This window comes from Salmonella sp. SAL04162 (assembly GCF_046551535.1).
Classification (GTDB): Bacteria; Pseudomonadota; Gammaproteobacteria; order Enterobacterales; family Enterobacteriaceae; genus Salmonella; species Salmonella enterica.
On record NZ_JBGDVX010000014.1, the window covers coordinates 95,737 to 119,798 of the forward strand.

At 49.8% G+C, this 24,062-nt stretch carries 24 protein-coding genes; 10 read left to right on the plus strand and 14 right to left on the minus strand.

Annotated elements, in window-relative coordinates:
- The first annotated feature begins 64 nt into the window (after positions 1–64).
- Both ACLJRH_RS22205 and ACLJRH_RS22210 read left to right on the plus strand, forming a co-directional pair.
- Positions 65–1,027 carry a DNA replication terminus site-binding protein gene (locus tag ACLJRH_RS22205; RefSeq protein WP_000119428.1) on the plus strand — a complete coding sequence of 321 codons (963 nt, stop codon included), beginning with the start codon at positions 65–67 and terminating at the stop codon, positions 1,025–1,027.
- Between the two features lie 9 nt (positions 1,028–1,036).
- On the plus strand, positions 1,037–1,942 hold the full coding sequence (locus ACLJRH_RS22210) for a hypothetical protein (RefSeq protein ID WP_001198595.1): 906 nt from the start codon (positions 1,037–1,039) through the stop codon (positions 1,940–1,942).
- Between the two features lie 301 nt (positions 1,943–2,243).
- Here the strand turns inward: ACLJRH_RS22210 and ACLJRH_RS22215 are convergent, their stop codons facing one another.
- A complete protein-coding gene (locus tag ACLJRH_RS22215) occupies positions 2,244–3,419 on the minus strand; it encodes a tyrosine-type recombinase/integrase (protein ID WP_000795949.1) in 1,176 nt (391 codons plus the stop codon).
- 169 nt (positions 3,420–3,588) lie between these two features.
- Here ACLJRH_RS22215 and ACLJRH_RS22220 point away from each other — a divergent pair, with 169 nt between their 5' ends.
- Both ACLJRH_RS22220 and ACLJRH_RS22225 read left to right on the plus strand, forming a co-directional pair.
- Complete coding sequence (locus tag ACLJRH_RS22220) at positions 3,589–3,801, plus strand: Hha/YmoA family nucleoid-associated regulatory protein (protein ID WP_001285422.1); 213 nt, start codon at positions 3,589–3,591, stop codon at positions 3,799–3,801.
- A 360-nt stretch (positions 3,802–4,161) separates the two neighbouring features.
- The gene (locus tag ACLJRH_RS22225) at positions 4,162–5,244 is read left to right on the plus strand and encodes a hypothetical protein (RefSeq protein WP_001232447.1); all 1,083 of its coding nucleotides are present in this window, start codon (positions 4,162–4,164) and stop codon (positions 5,242–5,244) included.
- 165 nt (positions 5,245–5,409) lie between these two features.
- Here ACLJRH_RS22225 and ACLJRH_RS22230 read toward each other — a convergent pair whose 3' ends face one another.
- The 13 genes from ACLJRH_RS22230 to ACLJRH_RS22290 form a co-directional block, all read right to left on the minus strand.
- Positions 5,410–6,909, minus strand: coding sequence for a helix-hairpin-helix domain-containing protein (locus ACLJRH_RS22230; protein WP_001284315.1), 1,500 nt, complete (start codon positions 6,907–6,909; stop codon positions 5,410–5,412).
- 25 nt (positions 6,910–6,934) lie between these two features.
- Positions 6,935–8,572, minus strand: a complete 1,638-nt coding sequence (locus ACLJRH_RS22235; protein WP_000081059.1) for a PP2C family serine/threonine-protein phosphatase — start codon at positions 8,570–8,572, stop codon at positions 6,935–6,937.
- A complete protein-coding gene (locus ACLJRH_RS22240) occupies positions 8,572–9,612 on the minus strand; it encodes a TerY-C metal binding domain-containing protein (RefSeq protein WP_001253656.1) in 1,041 nt (346 codons plus the stop codon). The genes ACLJRH_RS22235 and ACLJRH_RS22240 overlap by 1 nt, the downstream gene beginning before the upstream one ends.
- Before the next feature lie 84 nt (positions 9,613–9,696).
- Positions 9,697–10,335: a vWA domain-containing protein gene (locus tag ACLJRH_RS22245; protein ID WP_001253658.1), complete on the minus strand. Its 639-nt coding sequence runs from the start codon at positions 10,333–10,335 to the stop codon at positions 9,697–9,699.
- Positions 10,335–10,976, minus strand: coding sequence for a TerD family protein (locus tag ACLJRH_RS22250; protein WP_000116681.1), 642 nt, complete (start codon positions 10,974–10,976; stop codon positions 10,335–10,337). The genes ACLJRH_RS22245 and ACLJRH_RS22250 overlap by 1 nt, the downstream gene beginning before the upstream one ends.
- A 22-nt stretch (positions 10,977–10,998) precedes the next feature.
- Positions 10,999–11,637 carry a vWA domain-containing protein gene (locus tag ACLJRH_RS22255; RefSeq protein ID WP_001253657.1) on the minus strand — a complete coding sequence of 213 codons (639 nt, stop codon included), beginning with the start codon at positions 11,635–11,637 and terminating at the stop codon, positions 10,999–11,001.
- A 462-nt stretch (positions 11,638–12,099) separates the two neighbouring features.
- Positions 12,100–12,567: a tellurium resistance protein TerW gene (gene terW, locus ACLJRH_RS22260; protein ID WP_001176767.1), complete on the minus strand. Its 468-nt coding sequence runs from the start codon at positions 12,565–12,567 to the stop codon at positions 12,100–12,102.
- Between the two features lie 17 nt (positions 12,568–12,584).
- Positions 12,585–13,793: a DUF4236 domain-containing protein gene (locus ACLJRH_RS22265; RefSeq protein ID WP_011152964.1), complete on the minus strand. Its 1,209-nt coding sequence runs from the start codon at positions 13,791–13,793 to the stop codon at positions 12,585–12,587.
- A gap of 10 nt (positions 13,794–13,803) precedes the next feature.
- Complete coding sequence (locus tag ACLJRH_RS22270) at positions 13,804–14,760, minus strand: HpcH/HpaI aldolase/citrate lyase family protein (RefSeq protein ID WP_011152965.1); 957 nt, start codon at positions 14,758–14,760, stop codon at positions 13,804–13,806.
- Positions 14,760–15,839 (minus strand): cysteine protease StiP family protein, encoded by a 1,080-nt coding sequence (locus ACLJRH_RS22275; protein WP_001585166.1) that lies wholly within the window; start codon positions 15,837–15,839, stop codon positions 14,760–14,762. The genes ACLJRH_RS22270 and ACLJRH_RS22275 overlap by 1 nt, the downstream gene beginning before the upstream one ends.
- Position 15,840: 1 nt before the next feature.
- Positions 15,841–16,614, minus strand: a complete 774-nt coding sequence (locus ACLJRH_RS22280; RefSeq protein WP_001040058.1) for a hypothetical protein — start codon at positions 16,612–16,614, stop codon at positions 15,841–15,843.
- Positions 16,607–17,749 carry a phosphoribosyltransferase domain-containing protein gene (locus tag ACLJRH_RS22285; protein ID WP_001280115.1) on the minus strand — a complete coding sequence of 381 codons (1,143 nt, stop codon included), beginning with the start codon at positions 17,747–17,749 and terminating at the stop codon, positions 16,607–16,609. Before ACLJRH_RS22285 ends, ACLJRH_RS22280 begins: the two co-directional genes overlap by 8 nt.
- A 9-nt stretch (positions 17,750–17,758) precedes the next feature.
- Positions 17,759–18,817 carry an ATP-grasp domain-containing protein gene (locus tag ACLJRH_RS22290; protein ID WP_012477371.1) on the minus strand — a complete coding sequence of 353 codons (1,059 nt, stop codon included), beginning with the start codon at positions 18,815–18,817 and terminating at the stop codon, positions 17,759–17,761.
- Positions 18,818–19,137: 320 nt separating this feature from the next.
- Between ACLJRH_RS22290 and ACLJRH_RS22295 the strand changes: the two genes are divergently transcribed.
- From ACLJRH_RS22295 to ACLJRH_RS22320, 6 genes are all read left to right on the plus strand, one after another.
- The gene (locus ACLJRH_RS22295; protein ID WP_000254137.1) at positions 19,138–19,719 is read left to right on the plus strand and encodes a tellurium resistance-associated protein TerZ; all 582 of its coding nucleotides are present in this window, start codon (positions 19,138–19,140) and stop codon (positions 19,717–19,719) included.
- A complete protein-coding gene (locus ACLJRH_RS22300) occupies positions 19,719–20,876 on the plus strand; it encodes a TerD family protein (RefSeq protein WP_001054786.1) in 1,158 nt (385 codons plus the stop codon). The genes ACLJRH_RS22295 and ACLJRH_RS22300 overlap by 1 nt, the downstream gene beginning before the upstream one ends.
- Before the next feature lie 22 nt (positions 20,877–20,898).
- The gene (locus ACLJRH_RS22305; protein WP_000007449.1) at positions 20,899–21,354 is read left to right on the plus strand and encodes a tellurite resistance TerB family protein; all 456 of its coding nucleotides are present in this window, start codon (positions 20,899–20,901) and stop codon (positions 21,352–21,354) included.
- 22 nt (positions 21,355–21,376) lie between these two features.
- On the plus strand, positions 21,377–22,417 hold the full coding sequence (terC, locus tag ACLJRH_RS22310) for a tellurium resistance membrane protein TerC (protein WP_000255079.1): 1,041 nt from the start codon (positions 21,377–21,379) through the stop codon (positions 22,415–22,417).
- A 48-nt stretch (positions 22,418–22,465) separates the two neighbouring features.
- Positions 22,466–23,044, plus strand: a complete 579-nt coding sequence (gene terD, locus ACLJRH_RS22315) for a tellurium resistance membrane protein TerD (RefSeq protein ID WP_000116680.1) — start codon at positions 22,466–22,468, stop codon at positions 23,042–23,044.
- Positions 23,045–23,112: 68 nt separating this feature from the next.
- Positions 23,113–23,688, plus strand: coding sequence for a TerD family protein (locus ACLJRH_RS22320; RefSeq protein WP_000301247.1), 576 nt, complete (start codon positions 23,113–23,115; stop codon positions 23,686–23,688).
- Positions 23,689–24,062: the final 374 nt, after the last annotated feature.

Here is a 24,062-nt window from a genome sequence, read left to right on the forward strand (position 1 = left end):
ATGTTCTGCAAGGTCAGCCTGGGCAGCAAAATTGATTGGAAATAACATGAGCCTGGAGAAACGTATGAGTTATGACGATTTGCCCTATTTTCGTGACCAGATTCTGGAACGCATCGACTCGCTCAAGTGTTTTCTTTCGAACACCCCCCCGATGATGGCAAACCTGATGACTGTCTCCACCGTATCTAGAACAGAAGAGCGCTTGAAGCAGGTTAAACCCATCAGGGTTAGTATTAAAGACGATGCTTCGGTTGAGGAAATTATTCAGGCACTTACTGACATCTGTGTGGATGACATAGAGTCATTAAGTCATGATTCCACCAAAGTAACCACTAAATACCCGGGTCTAATCATTGTCCCCGAAAGAGCAGATCTTCTCGAAAGCTTGATCACTTCTATAAACGAAGCAAAAAATGATTTTGCTGCGGCAATGAGGCGTATCGATAATAAAAAGAATGTCCGTTTTGATAAAGTGCACAAGAAGCTCCCGGGCCTTGTCGCTATGCACTCAACAAGAAATATCCTTTTCATCAAGTCCCAGCTTAAAAAAGTTACTTTTTCATGGCGGCTAAACCGAAACCAGGAAGTTAAAACAGCAGAGCAACTTGTGAGTTTGTTGGAGCGCAGGAGAGCCTCAGAAGTAAAAAATGTAGCAACTACCAATTTGAATGTCGTGTCTAATATCGATAAGGCTTTACACCGTCTTGAATTTCACCCACTGAAGCAGGGCGAATCTTATCGCCTTTGTCGAACTAACTCTTTCCCTGTTCCGATTGCTCACATTTTTGCATTTAGGCCTGAAGGGCAGGAACGAAACGGGAATAAATATGCTGAGACTGATTATTCAGTAGTAAAAGCATCCTTGCCCATTTTCGCAGCAGGCAACATACCTCAATTAAAAACGCTCTCTGACTGGGCTCCTGAAAACAGCCAGGGTCCGTCCAACCAACGGAAGCTGAGCCTGAAATATACAGAACTCGTGCCGGGGGCTGAGCTGGGCATTTTCATTGTCAGCCCCGAAAATTAAGGAACAACAATGCAATGGATTTCCACAGCCAGCCAGAAAATCGATGAGCGTCTCTATCGTGTCTGCGTCTGGGTAAAAAAATATCACGCTGATGCGATTAACCGCGTTGTGCTAACCGTTGATCTAAGTAAAGCCCGACATGACCCTGACGAGGACCAGGTAAGAGCAGAGCTGCTGTGCGGCCATTATTTTTTGCTTCGTAAGGAAAACGCTTCGAACTCTGCGCCTGACGATCAAAAGTTTGCTTTCCTGCCTGACGGGCGCAATCTGTGTTGGCAGACCGCAACCCCGGTGCTTCAGCATCTCCTACTCAATAAAAACGTTCCTGAGTCGCTGAGGTTGCTTACGGACTACATACATATGCGTCTGGCCAGGCTGACAATGGTACCTATGTCCGGAACCATCATGAACGAGGCTCTGCTGGACAGCATCAGCTGGGTTAAGGTGGATTTGACCTACTTCTGGCAGTACGAACAGCTCAGCTCTCATCTGGGACCCATCCAGATAACCCACAAGGCACTTGTACGCTTCGGGCACCTGGCAAAGAATGATGAAAACTCCAGTGCCATAAGAATTCTGCGTCAGCGTCTGTCTTCAGAATTCTTACAAGAATTTCAGATGGCTGAGGATGAGCTAAAGCGCAAACAGTCGTTGATGGGCACCATGGACGTGAAAATGCTGTTTCATGCTCATTACCCCAGCCAGAAGATGCTGGTGGCTCGATATAAAAATGGTTGGGTAATGGTGGATTGTTTTCTGTTTCACCATACCAAACCTAAGAAAAAAGCAAAAAACAAAACTACTGTGGCTAAGCCTCAACTTAAACAGACTAAAAGAGAAGGGAGTGAAAATGGAACTGGGCATTATGGTGTGCATCGTGTTGTTACTCTCAGTGGCGGCGGCGTGGATCAGTAATAAGACAGTTGATTTGCTCGAAAGATTCTATTTCAAGCGTCCGCTGAGCATGGAGTACGCGGCATGGCTACGTGTAATGTGTGCAGGCTTGTTATTAGTTTTTATTCAGGTTGCTCCCCAATTTACACTCCTGTATACCCTTAAACTTGTCACGCTTATTAATCTTGGAATCCAGACAATGAAATTAAATGGCGTGTACAAATATAAAAGGACGGGAATTTTGCCTCCGGGAGGGGCACTCTCTAATCTCACCAGACTTAACCCGTTCAAGAAAAAATAAAGTTATGCGCCCGTGAGGGCGCTATTCATCAAAGGCATTTCGCATAAGCTTGATCATGGCTTTTTTACCAGCTTCAATATTGCGAATGTAGCGCATAACCATTTCTTCATTCGACCAGTTCCCCATTTCCATAATCTGTGGTAGCGAGTAACCTTCAATATCCAGCTGTATCGCACCGCCTACACGAACGCTGTGCCCTGTCCAGTAACGGGTTTTAGTCTCATTTGGATAAAGCTCATTCCACATTTCTTTAAATGCCCGTAAAAGGGAATTTTTGCTGAGCATACCGGCATCGTCCACAGTGTCTTCCTCATCTTCATCGTTCAGAAGACTTTGTTTAGCACGGTAGGGCAGGTTATGCCGTTTAAGAAGCTCAGATAGCTCATTCCCTTTACTCCGAAGCTTCCAGCCGGGTGGCATATAGCCTGTATCATGGAAATTTACGGCCTGGAAAAGGTATTCATCCGGATGACTGTGCTGATCCATTTTCACAAGGTTCATCAATCTCAAGAGGCAGTTAGTTAACTGACGTGTCAGCCGGTAGGTAAGAAGTGTACTGATGTTCGTTTTTGTACGGTATACCGTCAGGTTAAATTCACCGGTCATACTATCCAGAGACAGATCTTTCAGACGTATACGGCGAATTTCGGATGAACGGAGCAGTGTTTCAAAGCCTGTCCAGATCAGGCACAGGTCACGAAGCTTACGAACTGAGTTTGTAGTACTGCGTAACTTTATCAGAGCCTTGAGATCGCCAATAAGAAAGGGAGTTGCCTGTTTAGTCGTCTTTCGCTTCCGGGCTTCCGATTGTTTTAAGGCTTCCAGCATGTACCATGCTTCAGACGTAATAATCCCGGGCAGGTTAAGCCCTTTTTTATGGATACTGTTTAAGGCCTGAAGACAGCTGTTTATGCTGCTTCGTGACAATTTGCCTTCAAGATGCCCCATAAACGCCAGCAGAGCTTCCTCAGACACGGGGAGCGAACTTACTGGCCAGTCTGTATGCAACCGGGCATTCGCCTGATACCATTCGTTCCATACTCGTAGCCAGTGCAGATAGGTTTTAGCTGTGTTGTATCTCAGATGGGAAAAGTAACGGATCAAGCGTGAAAGCTGTTTATCATGGTTGCCGAACGTTTCCAGCTGCTGATGCAATTCGCTTTCCGAAAACTGTCTGATCACTGATTGATTCTTCATCCTGCTCACCGGGATACACTGGTTTTATTTACAGTCATTTTAGCACTCATGTACCTGGTTATGAACAGGGTGGAAACAACGAAAAAGGTTGTGAAATCGTTAGGCTTAAGTGAAAAATGATATTAAGATTATCCCTGGCCAGTTGAGGCCTGTCTAAAGAAGGTTGATTATGTCTGACACAAAGCAGTCTTATTTAATGAAATTCCGTAAGTGTAGTTCGTTCGAAACGCTCGAAAAAGTATTTGAAAGGTTATGTGAAAAAAACTCGGGTGTCGCCTCTCTTGAAATTTCTGGTGCTTATGATCATCGTAAAGCTGAACTGACAATGAAAAAGTTATATGACAAAGTTCCTGCGAGTGTGTGGACCTTTGTTCGCGAGTAATTATTGATATTGGCACAACAAAAAGACTGTGTCTGGATTTGAAAATAGTTTATGCCCCTTTCGGGGCTAAAGGCACTGTAATAGCCTGTCTTTTTAACTTTCTTATTAAGTTCGGAGAAAGACTTTAATCATAAGCCAAGCCCACTGCTAAATACATCCGATATTCTCCTTAATTTTAGAAGTTGTGATAAAAGTTACTTTACCTAAACTTCTCTCTCCATATTTGTAAGGCTCTCATTTGATTCTTGTCAAACATTAATCTGGAAAACTAAAAAATCATTTCTTTTAATTCGTTTTACAGAAATCCTCCTCCGTTATTTCGGATATAGTTTGAATAATTATCAAAAACGGGGTGCAGCCATGCGTAAGAGTTACACATTTGGTATTCCATTTGGACTCCAGAGAGAATCAGGACTCTTTTTAGATATTACAGAGGTCAGCCGGGGTATCGACTGTAACTGCATCTGCCCCGCTTGCAAAACTGATCTGTTAGCAAAGCAGGGGGAGGTCAAGCTTTGGCATTTCTCACACAGTACTGCTGTAGCCGGTGACTGTGATGGTCTGATGGAAGCCATCCGGGGAAAAATTATTGAAGTCATCAACGAGCACCAGGTTCTTGGTTTCCCAAATCTTCTCGCTGGCGACGATGGTGGGCCGGTTTCACTGAATGAGGTTATTGGAAGCGGCAGTATGTTCGGAGGCACAGCTGATCTGTTCGTAAAGGTTAATGATTTATGTGTGGCCGTCTTTCTGGACAGGGATCGTAGCATTTCTGCGAAGTTAACCTTTGACCACCTTCATCCTTCCGAAAGAGTTGCCGCATTGCGTATCGATCTTCCAGATATTGAATATGAAATCAGTCAGGTGCAGCTCGGGCGACGTAAAACAACATACAGTGAGTGCATTGAAAGCCTGATCATTGATGAGACCAGTTCCCGGGAATGGCTATATCATCCATTAATGCATGAACTTGAATCTGAACCTCTTCAGGAGTATCGGGGACGGGAGCCTTCAGAGGAAGGGCCTCTTCTTCAGCGCCTTGCTGACTGTAAGATGAAATTGCCTGATATCCTTCCGGGCAGTCATAACGCGTTAGTCAGGTTACAGCAGGATACGATTGTATGTCTGTGTCGGTTAACGGTTCGGGCTTATGACATCGCTCAGACCGATGAATTTCCTTTGTTCCTTCGCTATTTCAGGTTGCACTGCCTGGAAAACAGCGAACATGTCAGTTACGAAAGACTGATCTGCTGGCAGGAAATGATTTCAAAAACCCAGGAAGGCCAGTCCTTGACACAAAACGAACTTGAATATCTTCATGAGATTGTCCGCATCGCCTTATACAATCACCGGCTTAACAATGTCAGTATTTCAGATGTTAAAAACCATGACACAGGAAAGGAGAGCGGCAGGGTAGAGCCACAAAACTATTCACTCTTATAAATAAATTGGGCTTTGCGCATTAAACCCTTGCCGCAGGAGGTGTACCGCATATCCGGCACAGACAGTCAGTTTTTCTGGCAGCTTAAATTTGACACAGCTTAATATAGTGATTCATTAAACAGGTTCAGTATGCTGCCAGAACGTTTTAGTCGTTATGGGCGTCCGTTAGTTTTCTACTAACTGAACGACGACCAGCCTGCCGCCTTCCTCCTTTGACAGAACAAACTGAGCGTTATTCGTCAGTTCAATTTTTTCCCCAATGGCAATCTGTCGTTTATCCGGTAATGACATAAGCCCATTTATGCCTTCATTTACTAACCACCACTGATCGTTATGGAAAACAAAATACCCAACTCGTTTCCTTTGCAAATCGGTTGTACGCTCATTTGGCGCAATGAGGCGATTCACATGCCACGCATAGATTGACTGCCCGCTCCACACCATCAACCGGTGGTCGTCAGGACGATAACTGCCTTCCTTTCGGGAAGAATATAAATTTAGAACCGGTAATTTACCCTTGTATGGCGTACCGCAGTAGGGACAAACCGGCTTTGTCTTACCCGAGAAAACGTACCATTTCTGTTCACACGCCTTGTTCTGGCAGGGCTGTATCAGATCGACTGTTTTAACCAGGGCGCTTTCCCACTCATCGGCGGTCGGGCGTTTAGTGGCATCGTGTAAGCCATCTATAAAGGCGCGCTCAAACAAAGGTGTCAGATAAGGGCCCATGATGGTGTAAGGAATTTTCTCCGGGTCAGCCCAGGGCAGTGAAAAGGACGATAGCTGACTGACTTTGACTGCATTGCTTTTGTCTGTCGGATGTTCAATGAAGAGTGCCTTCTCACCCATAGATAAGGTCTCATCACGTACTTCATCCGACATGTCATGTATTTTTCCGCCACGTAGCGGATGACGGAAGAACAGATACATGTAGATAAGCACCGACAGCGCATGACGGTCAGTAGTAATGCTTGGCAATACGCGGTTCGGATCCTCTTTGGAAAGATGACTGGTTTTCACCACTTCCGGAGCGATAAAATCCGGGGTGCCCACCACGTCGGGAGGATACTTTCCAGGGACAACCAGGCCGTCTACGTCAATGATGCAGGCATGTCCCATTTCTGGATCGATAAGCACGTTTTTATAGCTTAGATCGCTGTGACAGAGACCTGCCGCATGCATCCTTCTGACGGCTCTTGTCAGCAGCAGACAGACCTTGAGATAGGTAAGCGTATTGCCTCGTTCACGTGGGTCGAGAAATTTGTTCTGGTTGCTGGCGCTGGCAAACCATTTGCCTTCCTTTTCACGACCTTTTATGCCAAGAAAATCATCGTTTTTAGAGCCGTATTTAAAGAAAAAGTAGCTTTTGTAGGTTGGAACCACGATGCCGATTTTATCCCCATGCTCAACAACATGGGTCGGCCAGCAAAACAGGTCCTTCCAGTATTCACCTCCGGACTGGCCAAAAATGTTTTGCCTGTAGCGTCCGGTGATCATATCAATCCGATCCCGGGCCTGCTCGTTCTGCGGTTTATGATAAAAAGCGACGACGTATGATTTATCAGGCGAAAAGTAAACATCCTTCATCGAGCCCGAACCAATTACCTCGTCAACATACTGGACTGTTTCGCCGTCCTTTGTTTTGCACGTAACGATATTTGCCATATTGATCACCGAAAAAGCGTATCCCTTACCACAACACCGCAATAGTGCGGTCATCATGGTTCCCTGTGGAGAAAAAGTTAAGCCAGTCGCCTAACCTCTCAGGCGCAATACTGGCGTCTGTAAGGACAGGGTTGAGCTCATCAACGAGACGGGTCCATTTTTCGTCACTGCGAAGCCCATTATCCGTCTCAAACAGAGGGTCTGAGACGCCGTCTGTCATGAGGATCAAGTGAGATACATCATTCCATTTACCCACGCTGATGCGGCCGCTAAACGAGGGGTCTGCGATAATGCTCTGGTCAAGGAAACGGGTTTGTCCTGCGTATTCTCCGCTATCGGGATTTCCCAGTATCCTGACTTTACCGGAAGGGCTGTATGCACCTATCGCACCATCACCAAGCCAGAATGCAGCCGCAAACAGCTCGTTATCAGTTCGTAGCGCTACAGTTGCCAGAAGGGTTGTTGAATAGGATTTCACAGGTTGTTCTGCACAAATGGCTTCGTTCTGGATACTGTTGACCGCGAGCGTAGCTGCCTGTTTAAAATGATGAAGCATGGCGTTTATTGTTGCCTGCTGATCGCTCCCTTCCCACGCCGTGATGTGCTGCTTTAAATGGACGCCTTTCACACCACTGAGCTGATTTAAAAGGTAATCGCCAGCCGTTTTGACTGCAATCCGGGAGCCTTCCCGGGAATTTACCGCACTACCGGCTCCGTCTGCGACCAGCATGACAGACCATCCTGTTTCCTGGCAGTGGTTGATGTAGAAGTCGTCATCTCTGAAGCTTCCGGCATGCTCATGAGAGCGTCCCCGGCGACTGGCGGCAGCAATACGTATATCACCCCTGACCAGGCCAGCAGCGTCCAGATGGGACTTAGGGTAGGGAGCGTCTGCTGGTGGCTCTACCACCTTCCACAGGCTTCTCGGATCGGGATTGATTATAAATAGCTGTTTTGTTTCACATTCGTCGTGCGACGTGCATGACCAGATTACTGAAAGCTCTATATCGCCGCTTTCGGTGGGAGTACCTGTCAGCAACTCCTGTTCTTTGTCAAAAGACAGGCCAATGTTCCGGGGAAAGACAACGTCCCTGACAGTAGCCTGCTGGCCCTCACCCAGAACGATAGCAACCGGCGAAGAGAAACGTTCGCCTGCGCGGGCGTTGGGGATCGTTATTTTAGCTCTCGGGGGAACGGCAGGTGGCACAGCTAAGCTGGCCCGCTGCTGGCCTGTCGGTATCTGCCCGGGTTTTAATACCAGGGAAGACAGGTTTTCGTCTTCCCTCTGTGCTGGTTTATCAAATTCGTAATAAGGCATCAGCTTCCAGAACGGAGGATGAGGCTCATTTTCTGGCAGGGGTTGCAGTGCTGATGTATCGGTAGCGTCAATGCCCGGGTTATCAGCAACACTTACGACCGTTTGTTGCTGATCGGAAAGACTGGATGCTGACGAGGCGGCAATCTCTGCGTCGTTATCACCTTCGCTAACCCGCGCAGATAAACCCTGTGCAAGGCTCTCAATCCGCTCTTTAAGCCGCATAATTTCTTCGGTAAGGGATGGGTCCTGCGATAGAAGTAAAAGCCGCTCACCTTCAACAGGGTGGCCCAGCTCAGACAGAACTAAGCGGATAATCTTCTCTTCAAGTAAAGCATTTTGCGACATCAACCTCTCCCTCTGTTTACGTCGAAGTTAGTGTTTCCGCCATCATTGCTGAATGACAGGCCTGTTTCACACCACGGGCAGATCACGTCATCCGGGCCGTCAATACACAGCAACTTTCCGCATGAGCACAGGGCAAACGCACTGGCATTACCGCAGTGGGGGCAACCCGGTACGCCATGCAGTTCGCTGGTATTTACCTGCAAACCGGTAGCGGTGGCATCTGACCACGCAAAATAGTCCTCATCGATGGGATAGCATCCGGCAATATTAAAGCTGTTCAGGTTCAGACTGAAATCGAGCCCGGAAACCCTTGCTGGTGGCCGTTCATACTTCATCAGGTACGGACGACGGGTCTTGCTGCAACGGCCGGTAAGCGTAACGCAGTTTTCGTCGTACGCTTTTACTGGCTCGTCCTTGGCCAGCCGGACTATGTATTCAGTCTGGCTGAGCTCAGGTTGTTTGTCGTCCCCGACGCTGCGGCTGTGCGCCGTAACCGAGGCCGTGATCCATTTGATGAAGCGGGTAAAGTCCCCTTCCTGAGATTCGGTGAACAGCATGACATTCTCTGTCAGTTGCCGCAGGATATTCAGGTCCGCTGACGGCCCCAGGCCAACGGCAATGAGATTCACTTTACTCGCGTAGTGATCCTTCCAGCGCTTCACTTCTGCGGTTGTGTCGTCAGTCGGACGTCCGTCGGTAAGGAGATACACGACGGGTTTCCAGTCGCCTTTAGCCTCATGAGTGGTTTTTCTGACCTGGGTATCAATTTGCACGGTCAGCTCACGCAATGCAGCTCCAAGGCTCGTACCGCCGCCAACGGGAAGGCGGGGAGGGTAGAACGAGGCAATTTCGTGAAGAGGTACAATCGTACGGGCTACACCGGCAAATGCGATTACCGAGACCCAGGCTGTTTCAAGTGCGTGTGGATCCTTTCTTAAATCTCCGACGATCATTTGCAGACCATCAGTCATTTTTTTCAGGTTTTCACCAATCATGGACTCTGAACAGTCCAGGACAAAAAACACGGGAAGGCGTCTCATAATTTTCCTCGTACGGCTGGTACGGCCAGCAGAAAACGTTGCTGTACAGAAAGGTGCTGCCCGGAAACAGCACCTTTCTGTCTGTCAGAGCACCAGCTGGATTTCTGGTGGAGGAGGGGGAAGGGTATCAGTTCCGTTATTGATCCCCGCGCTTGTGCTGCCGGAAGACACGCTGGCCGATACCCATTTAAAGAAACCTGCAAACGCGGTTGAATCTAGCGTCTCCAGAGACACAACCTTATCGGTGAGCTGTTTTAAGTGCTCATGGCCTGCTTTAGGACCAACGGCGCAGGCAATGATGGATCCGAATCCCCGGCCGCGAATCGCTTTTACCGCTTCACCGTACGCCAGGGCATCAGAAGGGGTTCCATCAGTCATCAGGAATACCAGAGGACGCCAGTCTCCTTTGGTATCACCATCTGAGCGACGTACATCCCGTTCAACACACTGCATCAGACATTCAAGGGCAGCACCGGTGAACGTCCCGCCTGCGCTTGGCACAACGATGTCAGAAAACTGGAAGTCTTCCAGCGGCGTGAGAGGAATGAACTCACGCGCCTCATTGTCATAGGTGATAATGGAGATATGAACGCTTTCGAGGGCGTAGGGATCCTGGCGAAGAGCGCTAAGCATCGCCTGAATTCCAACGTTAACGGAATGGATTGACTCACCGCGCATCGAGCCGGATGTGTCGATAACAAGGTAAACAGGCAGGCGGCGCATCACATGTAATTCCTCAGGTGCGAGACAAACGAATCTGATTCTGAAGGCTCACCAATTGCCCTGAGTTTCCAGCCTGTAGCCTCGCGTATCAGCTCGGCAAAGACCATGGAGCGCTGGCTGGCGAAGGCGGGTCCGCCAGAAAGATCGAATCGTGCCATTTCAATATTACGGGCATCTACTGCCCGGATGAAGGCATTCTGAACTTTACCAAAGTGCTGCTGGAGCTTTTCACCATTGTAGATCTGAACGATGAACACAATTTTCTCGTACTGAGCGTCAAGGGAATTCAGGCGCACAATAATTTGCTCATCGTCACCGTCACCGGCTCCGGTTCGGTTATCGCCCGTCAGCCAGATATTGCCTGACTTATGGCGAAGGCTGTTGAAAAAGATGATATCGCCATTCACAAGCGTTGGTTTACCATTTTCCACATTGCCGAGATCGGTCACCTTTCCGGCTGAATTACACAGGAAAGCGATCACATCAAGGTCGTATTCTTCTTCTTTTTTACCAAAGATCCCGCCGAGAAAACCTTTCTTTTCCTCATTAATATCCCAACCGAGGCCGATAGTAACGGACGAGAGATCGTATTCATTTTTTTTCAGGCTTACGCCCTGGCCTTTGCTCAGACTGACAGACATGATATCCCCTTAATCAATAAAATTATAAGACCACATTTACTTCTGGCGGCGGCGGTGGCAGGTCTTCAAGACCGATCACTTCTTTTTTGCTGGACTCCACTTTCTGACTGCCTACCGAAATGCTCGCACTGACCCATTTAAAGAAAGCTTTAATCGTCGAACTGTCAGCTGTATCGAGCTGAACCACGATTTCAGTGATTTCTTTGAGGACGCTGGTATCGGCATCATGCCCGGCTGCACATGCCACAACAACGCCGGTTCTGGCCGCTTTAAAGTCATTCAGGCCTTTACGCCAGTCATCATTCGGACTTCCATCCGTCATCAGGAATACAAGGGGACGCCAGTCACCTTTAGTGTCAGCCGTCGTTTTCTGTACTTCTTTGGCAATGGAGCTGGCCGTGAGGGAAAGCGCTTCGCCAAGAGACGTGGTGCCGCTGGCTGTTAGTGCTGGCATCTGGAAACTCAGGAGGTCTGTCAGGGGGACTGCCTGTCGGGCTGAAGAATCAAAGGTGATCACTGACACGTGAGCCGTTTCGAGTGCATACGGATCCTGTTTCAGCGTGGTAAGCAGCGTCTGAACGCCATTTTTAACCGCTTCGATAGGCTCTCCGTGCATAGAGCCGGACGTGTCGAGTAGCAGATATACGGGTAAGCGTCTCAAATGTAATTCCTTCTTAAGAGATCGGAAGAGGAGAGTAGTTTCAGGAAGAGGCCAGGGTTTGTTGATTTGATAAAACGGCACGACATCTGTCGGGTGGAGATTAAATACTCAGAAGCGGCATTAAAGAAATAAGTTAACCACCATAGAATTACCGACATGTGAATGGCCTCTTATCAACAGAAAAATAATTCAGACCGGACTGGAATATAAGATTTCTGAAAAAACTCGGACAAATAAACTGTCTTATGTATGAAATTCATCATACATCACAGATCTGCATGAATGGAGTGTAAAACGCCCAAAGATTGATGTGTAGCACAAGAGGATGTCAAGACACCAGGTTTTGTAGTCAGTAAGGCGCTGCTGGCATTGCGGGAGGAGAATAGATCAAAACTACGTCACGCCAATACAGAGGTAAAATATGACAAAACCGGGGTTTTCACCCCGGTCTGAGATTTAGCGTCAGGACTTTTTAGCGCTGTATTCTTTTATCAGTTCGTCAACGGAGTGCAGAGCCAGCTTCTCTACCGCTTCACTTCGGGTCGAGCCACTCAGCGCAGCCAGACGGTCAATTTTTCTTAAGATCCGCATGCGTAGCGATAAGGACACGGCTGTTTTTTTATCCTTATCGAGTACGACCTTCCCTGTAGACTCACCGGTTTTCAGTTCAGCATTCTGTGCGAGCGCTTCATTCATCCGGCGAAGGGTCTTTTTATCCAGCTGGCCCGGATTAACGAGATGGTAGGAATGACCTGCCTTGCTGTATTTGATCTCCGCAGAATATGACTCGCGTAGCTCTTTGAGGGCCCGGGTTAATGTCGGCTCTGAGCATTCCAGACTGGTTATAATGTCGGCAGCGGAAACGGGCTTGCCGGTGCCCAGTAAGTTGGCAAGCTTAAAAATCCGGGCCTGTCTGGTATTTAATTGCATCGTAAGATTTAGCCTGCTTAAAGGGTTAGTGGTTCAATAGGCTGAAAAATGAAGGTACTGCTCATCTTTCGAATAACCGGGTGATCGCCTAACGCTTCAACCGGATCAATGTGTTCTATGCCTGCAAAATTTACTGACGACATCTGGCTGCGAGTGCATTTGCAGGACAGGATATACTCATCCTCCAGATAGCCGGTCCGCTTACTGACCCGTTGCGTAAAGCCTGACACAATCACGTTGTCGAAAGGTAGCGTATGTAAAACGATACCGACCAGGCGGAACAAGCAGCCATGGACGTGGCGGGCATAGTTTTCGCGTACGGCTTTTTGCGTCATGGCTTTTTCCGTCAGCTCCGTGCCCCGGGCATTAACGCCGTAAATCTTATCAGGGAAATCTTCAATCTCAGCTAAATCAACGTCCAGCAGGACTGCTGATAGCTCCGGCTTTACTTCAAATGCAACAATCGTTTCACGCGGCCATTCAGTTTCTGCCAGCACACCCGCCAGGTATGATTCGAAAAACGCGGCGTCTGTCCGGAACTGCTGCCGGGCATCTGCCTGAGCCGTGGCGAGCCGTTTTTCATGTTCTTCTGCTTCAAACTTCCAGTTTGCATACTGTTCGGCCCAGGCCGTCCGTTGTTGCTGGTACCGGTGCTGTCGAAGGGTATTCTCACGCTCCACATCAATCAGCTCCTGCTGCCACCGGCGAAGATTTTCGGCGTGGCGCTCAGCTTTAGCTGATTCCGATTCAAACCATTTACCCAGAAAACTAATGCCTTCGCTCTCGGCAGGCTTTTCCGGCAATGCAAGGTAGTCTGGCTTTTCTGGACGCACCGGTGCCGGAACCTGAAAAGGCGACGTTCTGTTATGCAGGTATACTGCTTCCAGCTCTGCCCAGCTGATGCCTGTTTTTGGATCCGGCGTCAGCTCGTGAATATTACGGATTGCGGTTACCGCTGACATGAGTTCAGCGGCTTCCTGCTCAAGCGCCTGTCTGAGCCCCGGGTCGGTTGCCGTCCGGTTTCCACCTCCGGAACGCGCGGCCCGGTCAAGCCGGGTACGGTAACTCAGCCCGGTACCGGGCAAGCCCAGATTGGCATAGGTCCCCCGGCTACCAAAAGAAACGGAAGCACCTCTCGGCCCGACACTCAGGCTCGGTGCACCGTTACTCAGGTTGAGGCGAACGCCAGGAATAATGTTGATCGACTTTCTGAACCTGAACCCCATTATGATTTCCTTAATGATGCTGGGTCACGGTAAGTAATCTGATTCCATCAGCGCTTTGCTCGTTCTGTAACCCATAAAAACGAGCTCTGTCCAGAATGCCAGCCGCCCAGCGGCGATGTGTGGCGGGTTCACACATTGCTCCCTGCGACTTAAACACGGCCTGGGTAGAGTTCAGGATCCGCAGAGCGTCAGAATACTCACCCTGAGTGACCATCAGCGCGTTTTGAATGACCTCTATCTGACCCGGGTGAATGGCCGTTTTCCCAACAAGCCCATGTGCCATATCAAGAGCCAGCTCTCTGGCCATAACGGCATGATCGTCAATATGCTCACATACGGGCGCGGTCAGGGCAAAATCACGCGGGCCGAAGACTGAAACGAGCATTTTGATGACGTAGCCCATCGGGCTGTCATACAGCGTCAGGTCCCGGGGGCGGCGAAGCGACACAACGTTCATAAGATCGTTGCCGCCGATTCGAAGCGCAATAATGCGGTCGTGGCAGGGATGTTCCACCAGGCGAGTGGCCAGCTCGCGCATCTGAACCACGTCAAAGACGTCTTCTGTTTCCAGCGTTGGCATCATGCACAGGTGAGTCCCGCCCATGATATCCCACCATTCAGCTAACGAACTGAGGGTAAATTTCGGCAACACAAACCCATCGACAGCGGAAAGATCATAATGCGCTTTTAACCATCTGCCCATTTCGGCATGCCGAGGGCGAATGAACACCAGAGGCCAGTCATTTTTACCCAGGCTACGCATGCTGTTACTGAGCTCGTGCAGCAGGTGCTCCAGATTTTTGAGGGCGATGGGGATGTCTGCTTCACTGACAGCATCCTCCAGGCAAATCACCAGAGAGCGCAAACCCGGGATTTTCCCGTGCAGGACGGCATCAGCAATATCTTCCCGTGTTGCAGGCATGTATAGCGTGGCTCCCAGATTCCAGGGAGAAAGACGATTTTTCATCAGAGTACCTTCTTGATAATGGTTACAGCCCGATACTGGCCGAGGGTTCCCCCCATTTCTGTAACAACTATTCCCTTTTCACGAGCAAGCCCTACAAGCAAGGCAACGTCCGGGTCGTCAATAGAACGCACAAATACATGGTCCGGTACCCGACGTAATACAGCCCGGGTTGCTTCAGCAATACCGGGTTTAATACGATTGACGCTGTCCACTTTAAATTCATCGGCCAGGAACGCGATAACGTCGCGACTTGTCTGCCATAAGACCCGGGCTGACTCCATATTCCAGCTCAGGGTAGCGAGGGATGACGGGGTTAACTTCTTACGGAAATGGGCGACGGTATCGACAAGCATCCGGCTGCATTCGAATTCACTGAGATGCTCGCAAACCATGCACCCATGTAATCCTTCAGAGGACCATACTGACCGGGAGATCAGGCCTGATACCGGCGCACCCATGATGCCAAAAGGAATGAGCCAGTCATCATCACTGGCTGCAAGCCAGGAGCAGCCACAGGGATCGGCCAGGACAACCAGTCGCGGCTGCTCAGGATAGCCCGGGCGATCTTTCAGTGCGCGTACAAGCTCTCCGGTAATTGCGCCTTTACCTGTCCATCCGTCAACAAAGACAATACCGCTGGTACCATGGCGCTCTTCAATGACGTCGAGGGCTGCACCGTCAATTCCACGATCCCGGATAATGCTGATACCGTAATGCCATGAGGTTTTCCCCATGTCACGCAGGGCCTGGTGCAGCATAACGCCGAGCGGCACGCCAGCTCTGACGAGACTGGCCAGTACAATGGGCTCATCACCGAAGCGTTCGGCCAGAGCAATAGCGAGCTGTGTGACTTCTTTTGCAAGTCTCTCTGCGCCCCGATCCAGCGCCCGGTGAAACAAATCAAGATGCCATTGTGTTGGCGCTGGCTCCTGACTGAGCATGTCCGAATAATGTTTCTTCCCTGACTGAATCAGCTCTTCTTTTTGCTCAACCGGCGTCATCTCAATGACTACCGGCTTTAGCAGAAATTCCACGTCACCGGGCTGGTATGAGCCGGTAAATGTGTCATGTGGCTGCATTTTAATTTTCTCCAAAAATTCGCTGTGAAATGGCATCTGCAAACTGACTCTGACGCGGGATGCCAAACCAGCTGCACAGTTTCATAAAACGATGATCGCTCAGGCTGTCGCCCAGACCAATTACGGGGAAGACTCCGCGTTCAGCCCGAAGTTTTTCAAGCAGCCATCTGACTGCCAGCCCTTTCTCAACCGCGGTGGGAAGCCAGGCCACGTTATTACTGTTGCGGTGGATGTAGAAGCCCTCGGTCGGAAACACCGTTTCTATCTCATCTGCAATGGCATTGAGCTCGTCAAGGCGGGTGCTGTCGCGGTGCTTCATCACCATATAAACCGCCGTTTCACCGTATTCGAAGTTCAGCCTTGCCCAGGCATTGATCCCTTTTGCGTCCATCATTTCAGTGATCAGACGCTGCATCGATGTCAGCTTTTCCTGATAGGGAGCCAGCTGGCCGAGCATATGGGCCTTCCACTCCTCGTCGGGTTTGCCTTCTGGCGTGAGAATGACGGCCCCGTGAGTGGTGATTGCCCAGGAGTGGAAAGGGATCCGTACGCGGCTGATTTCTTCAGTTCCCCGTGCGGTAACGGGTATGAGTTCAGCCTGCTCCAGGAGCCAGTCCACCAACATGGACTGTTCTTCCGTCATAAAGCTTCGTGGATTCAGGGTGCGATCAACGGCACCGGTACGGAATGGCTCCAGGGCCAGCTCGTCCACCATTTTACGACGGGTCTGAAAGAGCGTGTCGTCAAGGTCGCTCAGAACAACGGGTTTATTCATAGGTAACAATCTCCACGACGGCCGCAACCTCAGCCAGCGCTTTAAGAAGCTGCGTGTCAATACTTTCTGCGGGTGTCTCAGTACACACAAGAATGCGGTCAAACTGCTGGTGGGCGACGTTATAGACAAAATTGGGGATGCCCAGCCCGTAGTTATCCGTAAAGGAAATGGCGGACTCAATGGCATAACCAACGGCGATAGGGGAGCGGGTGGTCGATCCATAAAATGCCTGTGCTCCGGCAGCTTCGAGCCGTTCAGCAAGCAGGAACGGCTCCCAGACGAATTCCCCGGTCCCGAGAACCAGAATACGTTCCCCCTTGTGGACGGAGACCTCATGGCCGAGATCGGCCGCAGGTGCGAGCATCCCCAGTCGGCCCCAGGACTGTTTTCCCTGGATGTCCCATTCTCCTCGTGAAGTTACGTTGACTTTCGGCATGTCCGGGACAGGTGCATCAGGTAATGGGGTCCATCCCCACTTACCGCTTACAAGAGAAACCGAAGTGACTGGTAAGGTGCTGCGCTCGGACAAGGCTTTGCCACTCCAGTCGGTAAGCGTAACGGCTATAACCTGTTCAATATGTTGAAGCTTGCCGGTATTACGCAGGGCTGAAAGCAGGTTAATAAAGGTATTACCGGTGGTTGCCTCGTCATCAATCAAAACCAGCGTTCGTGCGTTGGTAACACGACGTCTTTTCTCTTCATCATCTGGCAGATAGATCAGATGATCGGTGGCGTGGCTGTGTTCTTCCTTGAACTCGCAAAGCAACGTGCCATCAACCGGGTGACGGGTAGAGGTCAGATAGACAGATTCAGGATGCTGGTGGCGCACTTCATCAAATACACCGGCCCCAAGCCCAACGGCGGTTTCAGCCATACCGATAAACAGTACGGGTCCTGTCAGTGTCGAGGGGAACTGGCTGGCAAGCTGTCTGTAGGCCTGCCGCATGACTGAGGGTGGCACGGGAATGTGCCTGCCGAGTACTTTGCTGACAAACAGAAAGGCGCGTTTCGGGTTACGTCTTTCAGCGATGTCAAACAGGTCATCGAGCGAAACTTCACCCTGGTCGCGGGTTACCTGAATCGTACCGCATGAGAGGGTACGGCGATAAATCATATCTTCGAGGATATCAGACATAAATACGCCTTAATTCAGAAGGTTAGAGAGTGATTCCGGGTATGCAATTACATCCGTAATGGATCTCACCGCAACCGGAGAAAAGGTGTTTTTAGCGCTCTGGCGCACCATATCTTCAGACATCAGACCGAGCTTAAAGGCAGCAAATAACCCAGGAAGGTTCACCCCGCTGTGAAGGGTATAACCCACCCCCCCTGACGGACGCATGTTGGTTTCAAGCAGCACCGGGTTGCCATTCACATCGTTTCGCGTCTGAACATTCACCAGCCCGTCGGCCTTCATAACCCTGGCGCAGTCACACGCCAGTTCCCAGGCGCTTCCTTCGTTTACCAGATACTGGATAACCCCTTCCTTACGGCGTCCCACGGCTGCGAGTATTTCGCCCTTATCCGCGAGGATATCGACGGAAAATTCCGGGCCTGGCAGGTACGGCATCAAAACAAGGGGTTTAAACGACTCAGCAGCTGATGCTGCTGCAATATACTGTTGCGGACTGACCAGACGATGTTCGGGATGATTAAAGACGGCCATAGGCGAAGCACTGTCATCAAAGCGCCAGAATCCCATGCCATAGATACCCGTCACCGGCTTCACGCATACCGGGCTGTCAGTGAACGGCGGGGCCGCGAGGTGTGTTTTTAATTCTGTCAGCGTATTCACCCGCCAGGATGGTACGACCGGGAGACCCTTTTGCTCCATAAACTGAGCAAAAGTAACTTTTTCGTCAGCCAGAGTTAACCAGTCGACGCCCGTTGCACCGGTAGTAAGGGTGGCACCGGTCGATTCAATGGCTGAACGGTGTTCTTCAAACCACTGGCTGTTACGGCCAGTATGAATATGGTGGATGCCGTAGGACTGAATGGTTTCCTGGATAAACTGAAGACGTTTTTGAGGATCTTCAGGTTCAGTCAAAGAATAGTCGGCAACGGAAAGGATTTCATTTCTTTCGTTACGGTGGGAGGCAAAAACGGTAATGGCAAAATTATTTTTTTTTGCAAATGATTTTACCCCCTGAATAATATCTCGCTGGGAGGATAAACCTTCCATAAACCAAATTTTCTTGTTCATTTTTTTTAATTATCCGGAACGCCATGCAAATTTATGATTGAGAAGTGAGTCTATGAGTGTCTAAGCTACATGTCAATCATAATATGATTAATAACTCCTGTGGTTATGGAGTGCGTCAGGTTTTTTGGATTCCTGATAACACATTGATATTTAAATTAAACTTAGAAAATTAACACCCTGAAAAGGATTTCTTTTTGTGTTTTTACAGAAAACTACCAAAATTTCCCTTGTCAGAGAACTTCATCATGATATGATTTTCTTCGTCAGTTACTAAATATACCTTTGATTGTCTCGGTCATTACCATTTTAAGGAATAAAACATGGTTTCATTAGTTAAGAACCAGACGGTATCACTCAGCAAAGAATCATCTGCATTAAGCCAGCTTCATTTCGGTCTCGGTTGGGATCCGGTTAAGAAAAAAGGTCTTCTTGGAGGATTGTTTGGAGGCAACGACTCAATCGATCTCGATGCTGGCTGCGTATTAATGGACAGCACCGGTAAAACAATTGACACCATCTGGTTCCGCAAACTGGAATCCACCTGCGGCGCTGTTGTGCACAGTGGCGATAACCTGACCGGTGAAGGTGACGGTGACGATGAGGTGATTAATGTCAACCTCTCCCGACTGCCTGCAAACGTTGAATACCTGGCGTTTACGGTAAACAGCTTCCGTGGTCAGTCGTTCAATGACGTCGAAAACGCGTTCTGCCGCGTTGTCGATCAAACCGGCAAAGAGCTGGCTCGCTACAAGCTGACTGAGCAGGGCTCACATACCGGGATCGTTATTTCTTCGCTGCGCCGTAATAACGGCAACTGGGACTTTACCGCCCTTGGCCATGCCTGTCGCGGCCGCACAATTGACGATATGCACTCCGATATCGTTTCAGCGGTTATTCGCTAATGAACCTGACGCCGGGGGGCAATGCCCCCGTTCCAGCCCAGGAGTTGCGGGTCCGGATCACCTCGGGCGGCCAGGTGGATGCTTCGGCGTTTCGCCTGTATGCCGACGGGAAGGTGCAGGGTGATGCGGACATGGTGTTTTATGGTCAGCCACGTAACGATGATGGTACCGTCAGCCTGGTCAGTGAAGGCCAGTACTCAACCTTTACTGTCGCGCTCAACCGGCTGAAACCTGATGTCCAGAAAATTGCGTTCACCGTGACCTGTGACGGTGGGCAGACGGTGTCCGGTCTTCGTAATCTTTCCATCGACGTGGAGCAAGGGGCTACCGGCCTGGTTAGCGGCAGTGTCGAACTGAGCGGCCGTCAGGAAGCAGCCTTAATTCTGGGTGAATTTTACCGTCGTAATAATGACTGGAAATTCCGCTTCGTTGCGCAGGGGTTCAACGGTGGACTTAAACCGCTGGCAGAGCATTTCGGCGTAAATATTGCCGACGAACCGGCTCCCGCAGCCCCGACTCCTCCGGTTGTAACCCCTCCGCCAGTTGAGACAAAAATCAGCCTGAGCAAGGTATCGCTGACAAAAGAGAAGCCTGCAATCAGCCTGACCAAACGGGATAACTTCGGTGAAATCCGGATCAACCTGAACTGGCACCGGGGCAGCGGCAAATCAGGCTTTGCAGGCATGTTCGGCTCCAAAGGAATCGACCTGGATCTGGGGGCCTTTGTTGAGCTTCAGGACGGGTATAAATCGGTCATTCAGGCGCTCGGTAATGCATTCGGTGATTATCGCGATGAACCGTATGTTCAGCTCAAGGGCGATGACCGGACGGGTGATGTATCAGACGGCGAGTGGCTGCATATCAATGGACGTGAATGGAAGCATATCCGCGAAGTGCTGATTTACGCCTTTATTTATGAAGGTGTTCCCAGCTGGGACAAGACTGATGGTGTGGTCACCATTCATGTGCCGGATCAACCGCCCATTGAGACCCGCCTGACCGAAGGTGAAAACCGTCGCACATTGTGCGCCATTGCCAGACTCGTAAACGAAAACGGCGCAATTAAAGTCGAGCGAATTAACCAGTACTTCAAAGGCCAGGACGAAATGGACCGGGCATTTGGCTGGGGATTTCGCTGGAGCGCCGGTTCTAAATAACACAGCAACAAAGGAAACAGGTATGAGCTTTTTCGACAAAGTTAAAGGTGCCATTAACTCAGGCCGTGACGAACTGACCCGCCAGGTTGGCCGTTTCAAAAACAAAAAATTCATGCAGGGCACCGTTGCTGTATGTGCCCGTATTGCCGTATCGAGTGACGGCGTAAGTTCGGAAGAAAAGCAGAAAATGATGGGCTTTCTGCGCTCTTCAGAAGAGCTGAAGGTCTTCGATACCAATGAGGTGATTGAGTTCTTCAATAAACTGGTTTCAAGCTTCGATTTCGATGTTGAAATCGGCAAGGGCGAAACCATGAAATACATCCTGGCGCTGAAAGATCAGCCTGAGGCCGCTCAGCTGGCCTTACGTGTTGGTATTGCCGTTGCGAAAAGTGACGGTAACTTCGATCAGGACGAGAAACTGGCCTCCCGCGAGATCGCTATCGCGTTGGGCTTCGACCCGGCTGAATTTGGCCTCTGATCCACATCCCTAAGGGTAAAATATGGTTTCCACACACATCGGCTTCCCGACTGAAACGGTCATTGTTTTTATTGCGCTTTCAGTCGGTGCCATCTTTATTGACCTGTTTATGCACCGTGATGACAAGCCTATTTCGCTGAAGAGTGCGGCGCTCTGGTCCGTATTCTGGGTTGTGGTTGCGATGGCATTTGCCGGTTTCCTCTATATCCACCACGGTGCTGAGGTTGCCAGTCTGTTTGTCACGGGTTATGCGCTGGAGAAAGTGCTGTCGGTCGATAACCTGTTCGTCATGATGGCCATCTTCTCCTGGTTCGCCGTTCCGGATCGTTATCGCCACCGTGTTCTCTACTGGGGGATCATTGGTGCCATTGTCTTCAGGGGCATCTTTGTCGCCATCGGTACGAGCCTGCTGAGTCTGGGGCCGTATGTTGAAGTTGTCTTCGCTATTATCGTTGCCTGGACAGCGGTCATGATGCTTAAAAGCGGTGATGACGATGATGAAATTGAGGATTACTCCCAGCATCTGGCTTACCGCATGGTTAAACGCTTCTTCCCTATCTGGCCGAAGCTCAGAGGGCATGCCTTCCTGCTTAACCAGAAGGAAGTGGATGCTGAACTGGCGAAACCAGAAAACAGCGATGTCACCATTGGCCGTGGTAAAAAAGCGGCGCTGTATGCGACCCCGCTGTTCCTGTGTGTGGCTGTGGTTGAACTCTCGGACGTAATGTTCGCGTTTGACTCGGTACCGGCAATCATTGCCGTCAGTCGTGAACCGCTTATCGTCTATAGTGCCATGATGTTTGCTATCCTGGGCCTGCGTACTCTGTACTTTGTCCTTGAGGCACTGAAACAGTACCTGGTTCATCTGGAGAAGGCCGTTATCGTGCTGCTGTTCTTCATCGCGGCAAAACTCGGCCTGAATGCGACCGATCACATCTGGCATCATGGTTACAGCATCGCGGCAACAACCAGCCTGTATGTTGTACTGGGTGTACTGGCGCTGGGCATTCTCGCAAGCGTCATGTTCCCGGGCAAACCTGAATCTGAGGAAAAGGGGAGTTAATCCCCTTAAGTGTTAACCTGAACAATTACTAATCGAAGAGGTTATTTTATGAGTGTTTCTCTTTCCAAAGGCGGGAACGTCTCCCTAAGTAAAGCAGCTCCGTCAATGAAAAACGTCCTGGTGGGCCTTGGCTGGGATGCGCGTTCAACAGACGGTCAGGACTTTGACCTGGATGCTTCAGCATTCCTGCTGGCCTCAAACGGCAAAGTGCGCGGCGATTCAGATTTCATCTTCTATAACAACCTGACGTCATCCGACGGTTCCGTAACGCACACCGGCGATAACCGCACCGGTGAGGGCGATGGTGATGATGAATCGCTGAAAATTAAACTGGACGCCGTCCCGTCTGAAGTTGACAAGATCATCTTCGTTGTGACCATCCACGATGCTCAGGCTCGTCGCCAGAGCTTTGGTCAGGTATCCGGTGCGTTTATTCGTCTGGTTAATGACGATAACCAGACTGAAGTTGCTCGCTACGATCTGACCGAAGATGCGTCCACTGAGACTGCCATGCTGTTCGGCGAGCTGTATCGCCACAATGGTGAGTGGAAATTCCGCGCAGTAGGTCAGGGTTATGCTGGTGGTCTGGCATCTGTATGTGCTCAGTACGGCATTAACGCGTCCTGATCAAAAAGTAACTTTTCTACCCGGGGCTGTTAATGCAGCCCTCATTCAACTGTTTGCAGGAGCTAAAAATGGCAGTTTCTCTCGTAAAAGGCGGCAATGTATCTCTGACCAAAGAAGCACCAACCATGAATGTTGCTATGGTTGGCCTAGGCTGGGATGCCCGTGTAACCGATGGTCAGGGTTTTGACCTGGACGCTTCCGTGTTCGCAGTAGGCGAAGACGGTAAAGTGTTGTCAGATGCGCATTTCATTTTCTTCAATAACAAAACCAGCCCTGATGGCGCGGTAGAGCACCAGGGCGACAACCGTACCGGTGAAGGCGACGGCGACGATGAGCAGGTCAAAATCGATCTGACCAAAGTCTCAGCAGATATCAAAAAACTGGTGTTTGCCGTTACCATCTATGATGCAGAAGCGCGTAAACAAAACTTCGGCATGGTGAGCAACAGCTTCATGCGCGTTTACAACAACGACAACGGCACGGAAATTGCCCGTTTCGATCTGTCTGAAGATGCCTCAACCGAAACCGCTATGGTCTTCGGTGAACTGTATCGTCATGGCGCTGAGTGGAAGTTTAAAGCTGTCGGTCAGGGCTTTGCCGGTGGCCTGGCGGCTCTTGCCTCCCAGCACGGCGTTAACATCTAAAATAACGCTGAATCATACCCCGGCAATGCCGGGGTTTTTTTTGGTTGCGATCCGCTATCAGGAGGGGGGGGGCAGAAAGGGTTCGGGAATCTCAGAAAGCAGAGAGATGTTAATTCTGACGTGAGCCTTTTAAAGGCAGGAAACGGATTTTTCTCTGGTTGCTGGTTAAAGCCTGTATTCCGTGCCTTATATCAACAGCATGCCCCTCTGATATATGTTACGTTTGCGACTTATGAAGGCACGGGTTCTGGAAGATAAAATACCCGACCAATGGAAATTCCAATTCAACAGGTATAGAAACTTCAACGTGATGAAATATGGTGTCACACCATATATACGCCTCACCAGAAATCCAGCGTCCTGAACTAAGCCAG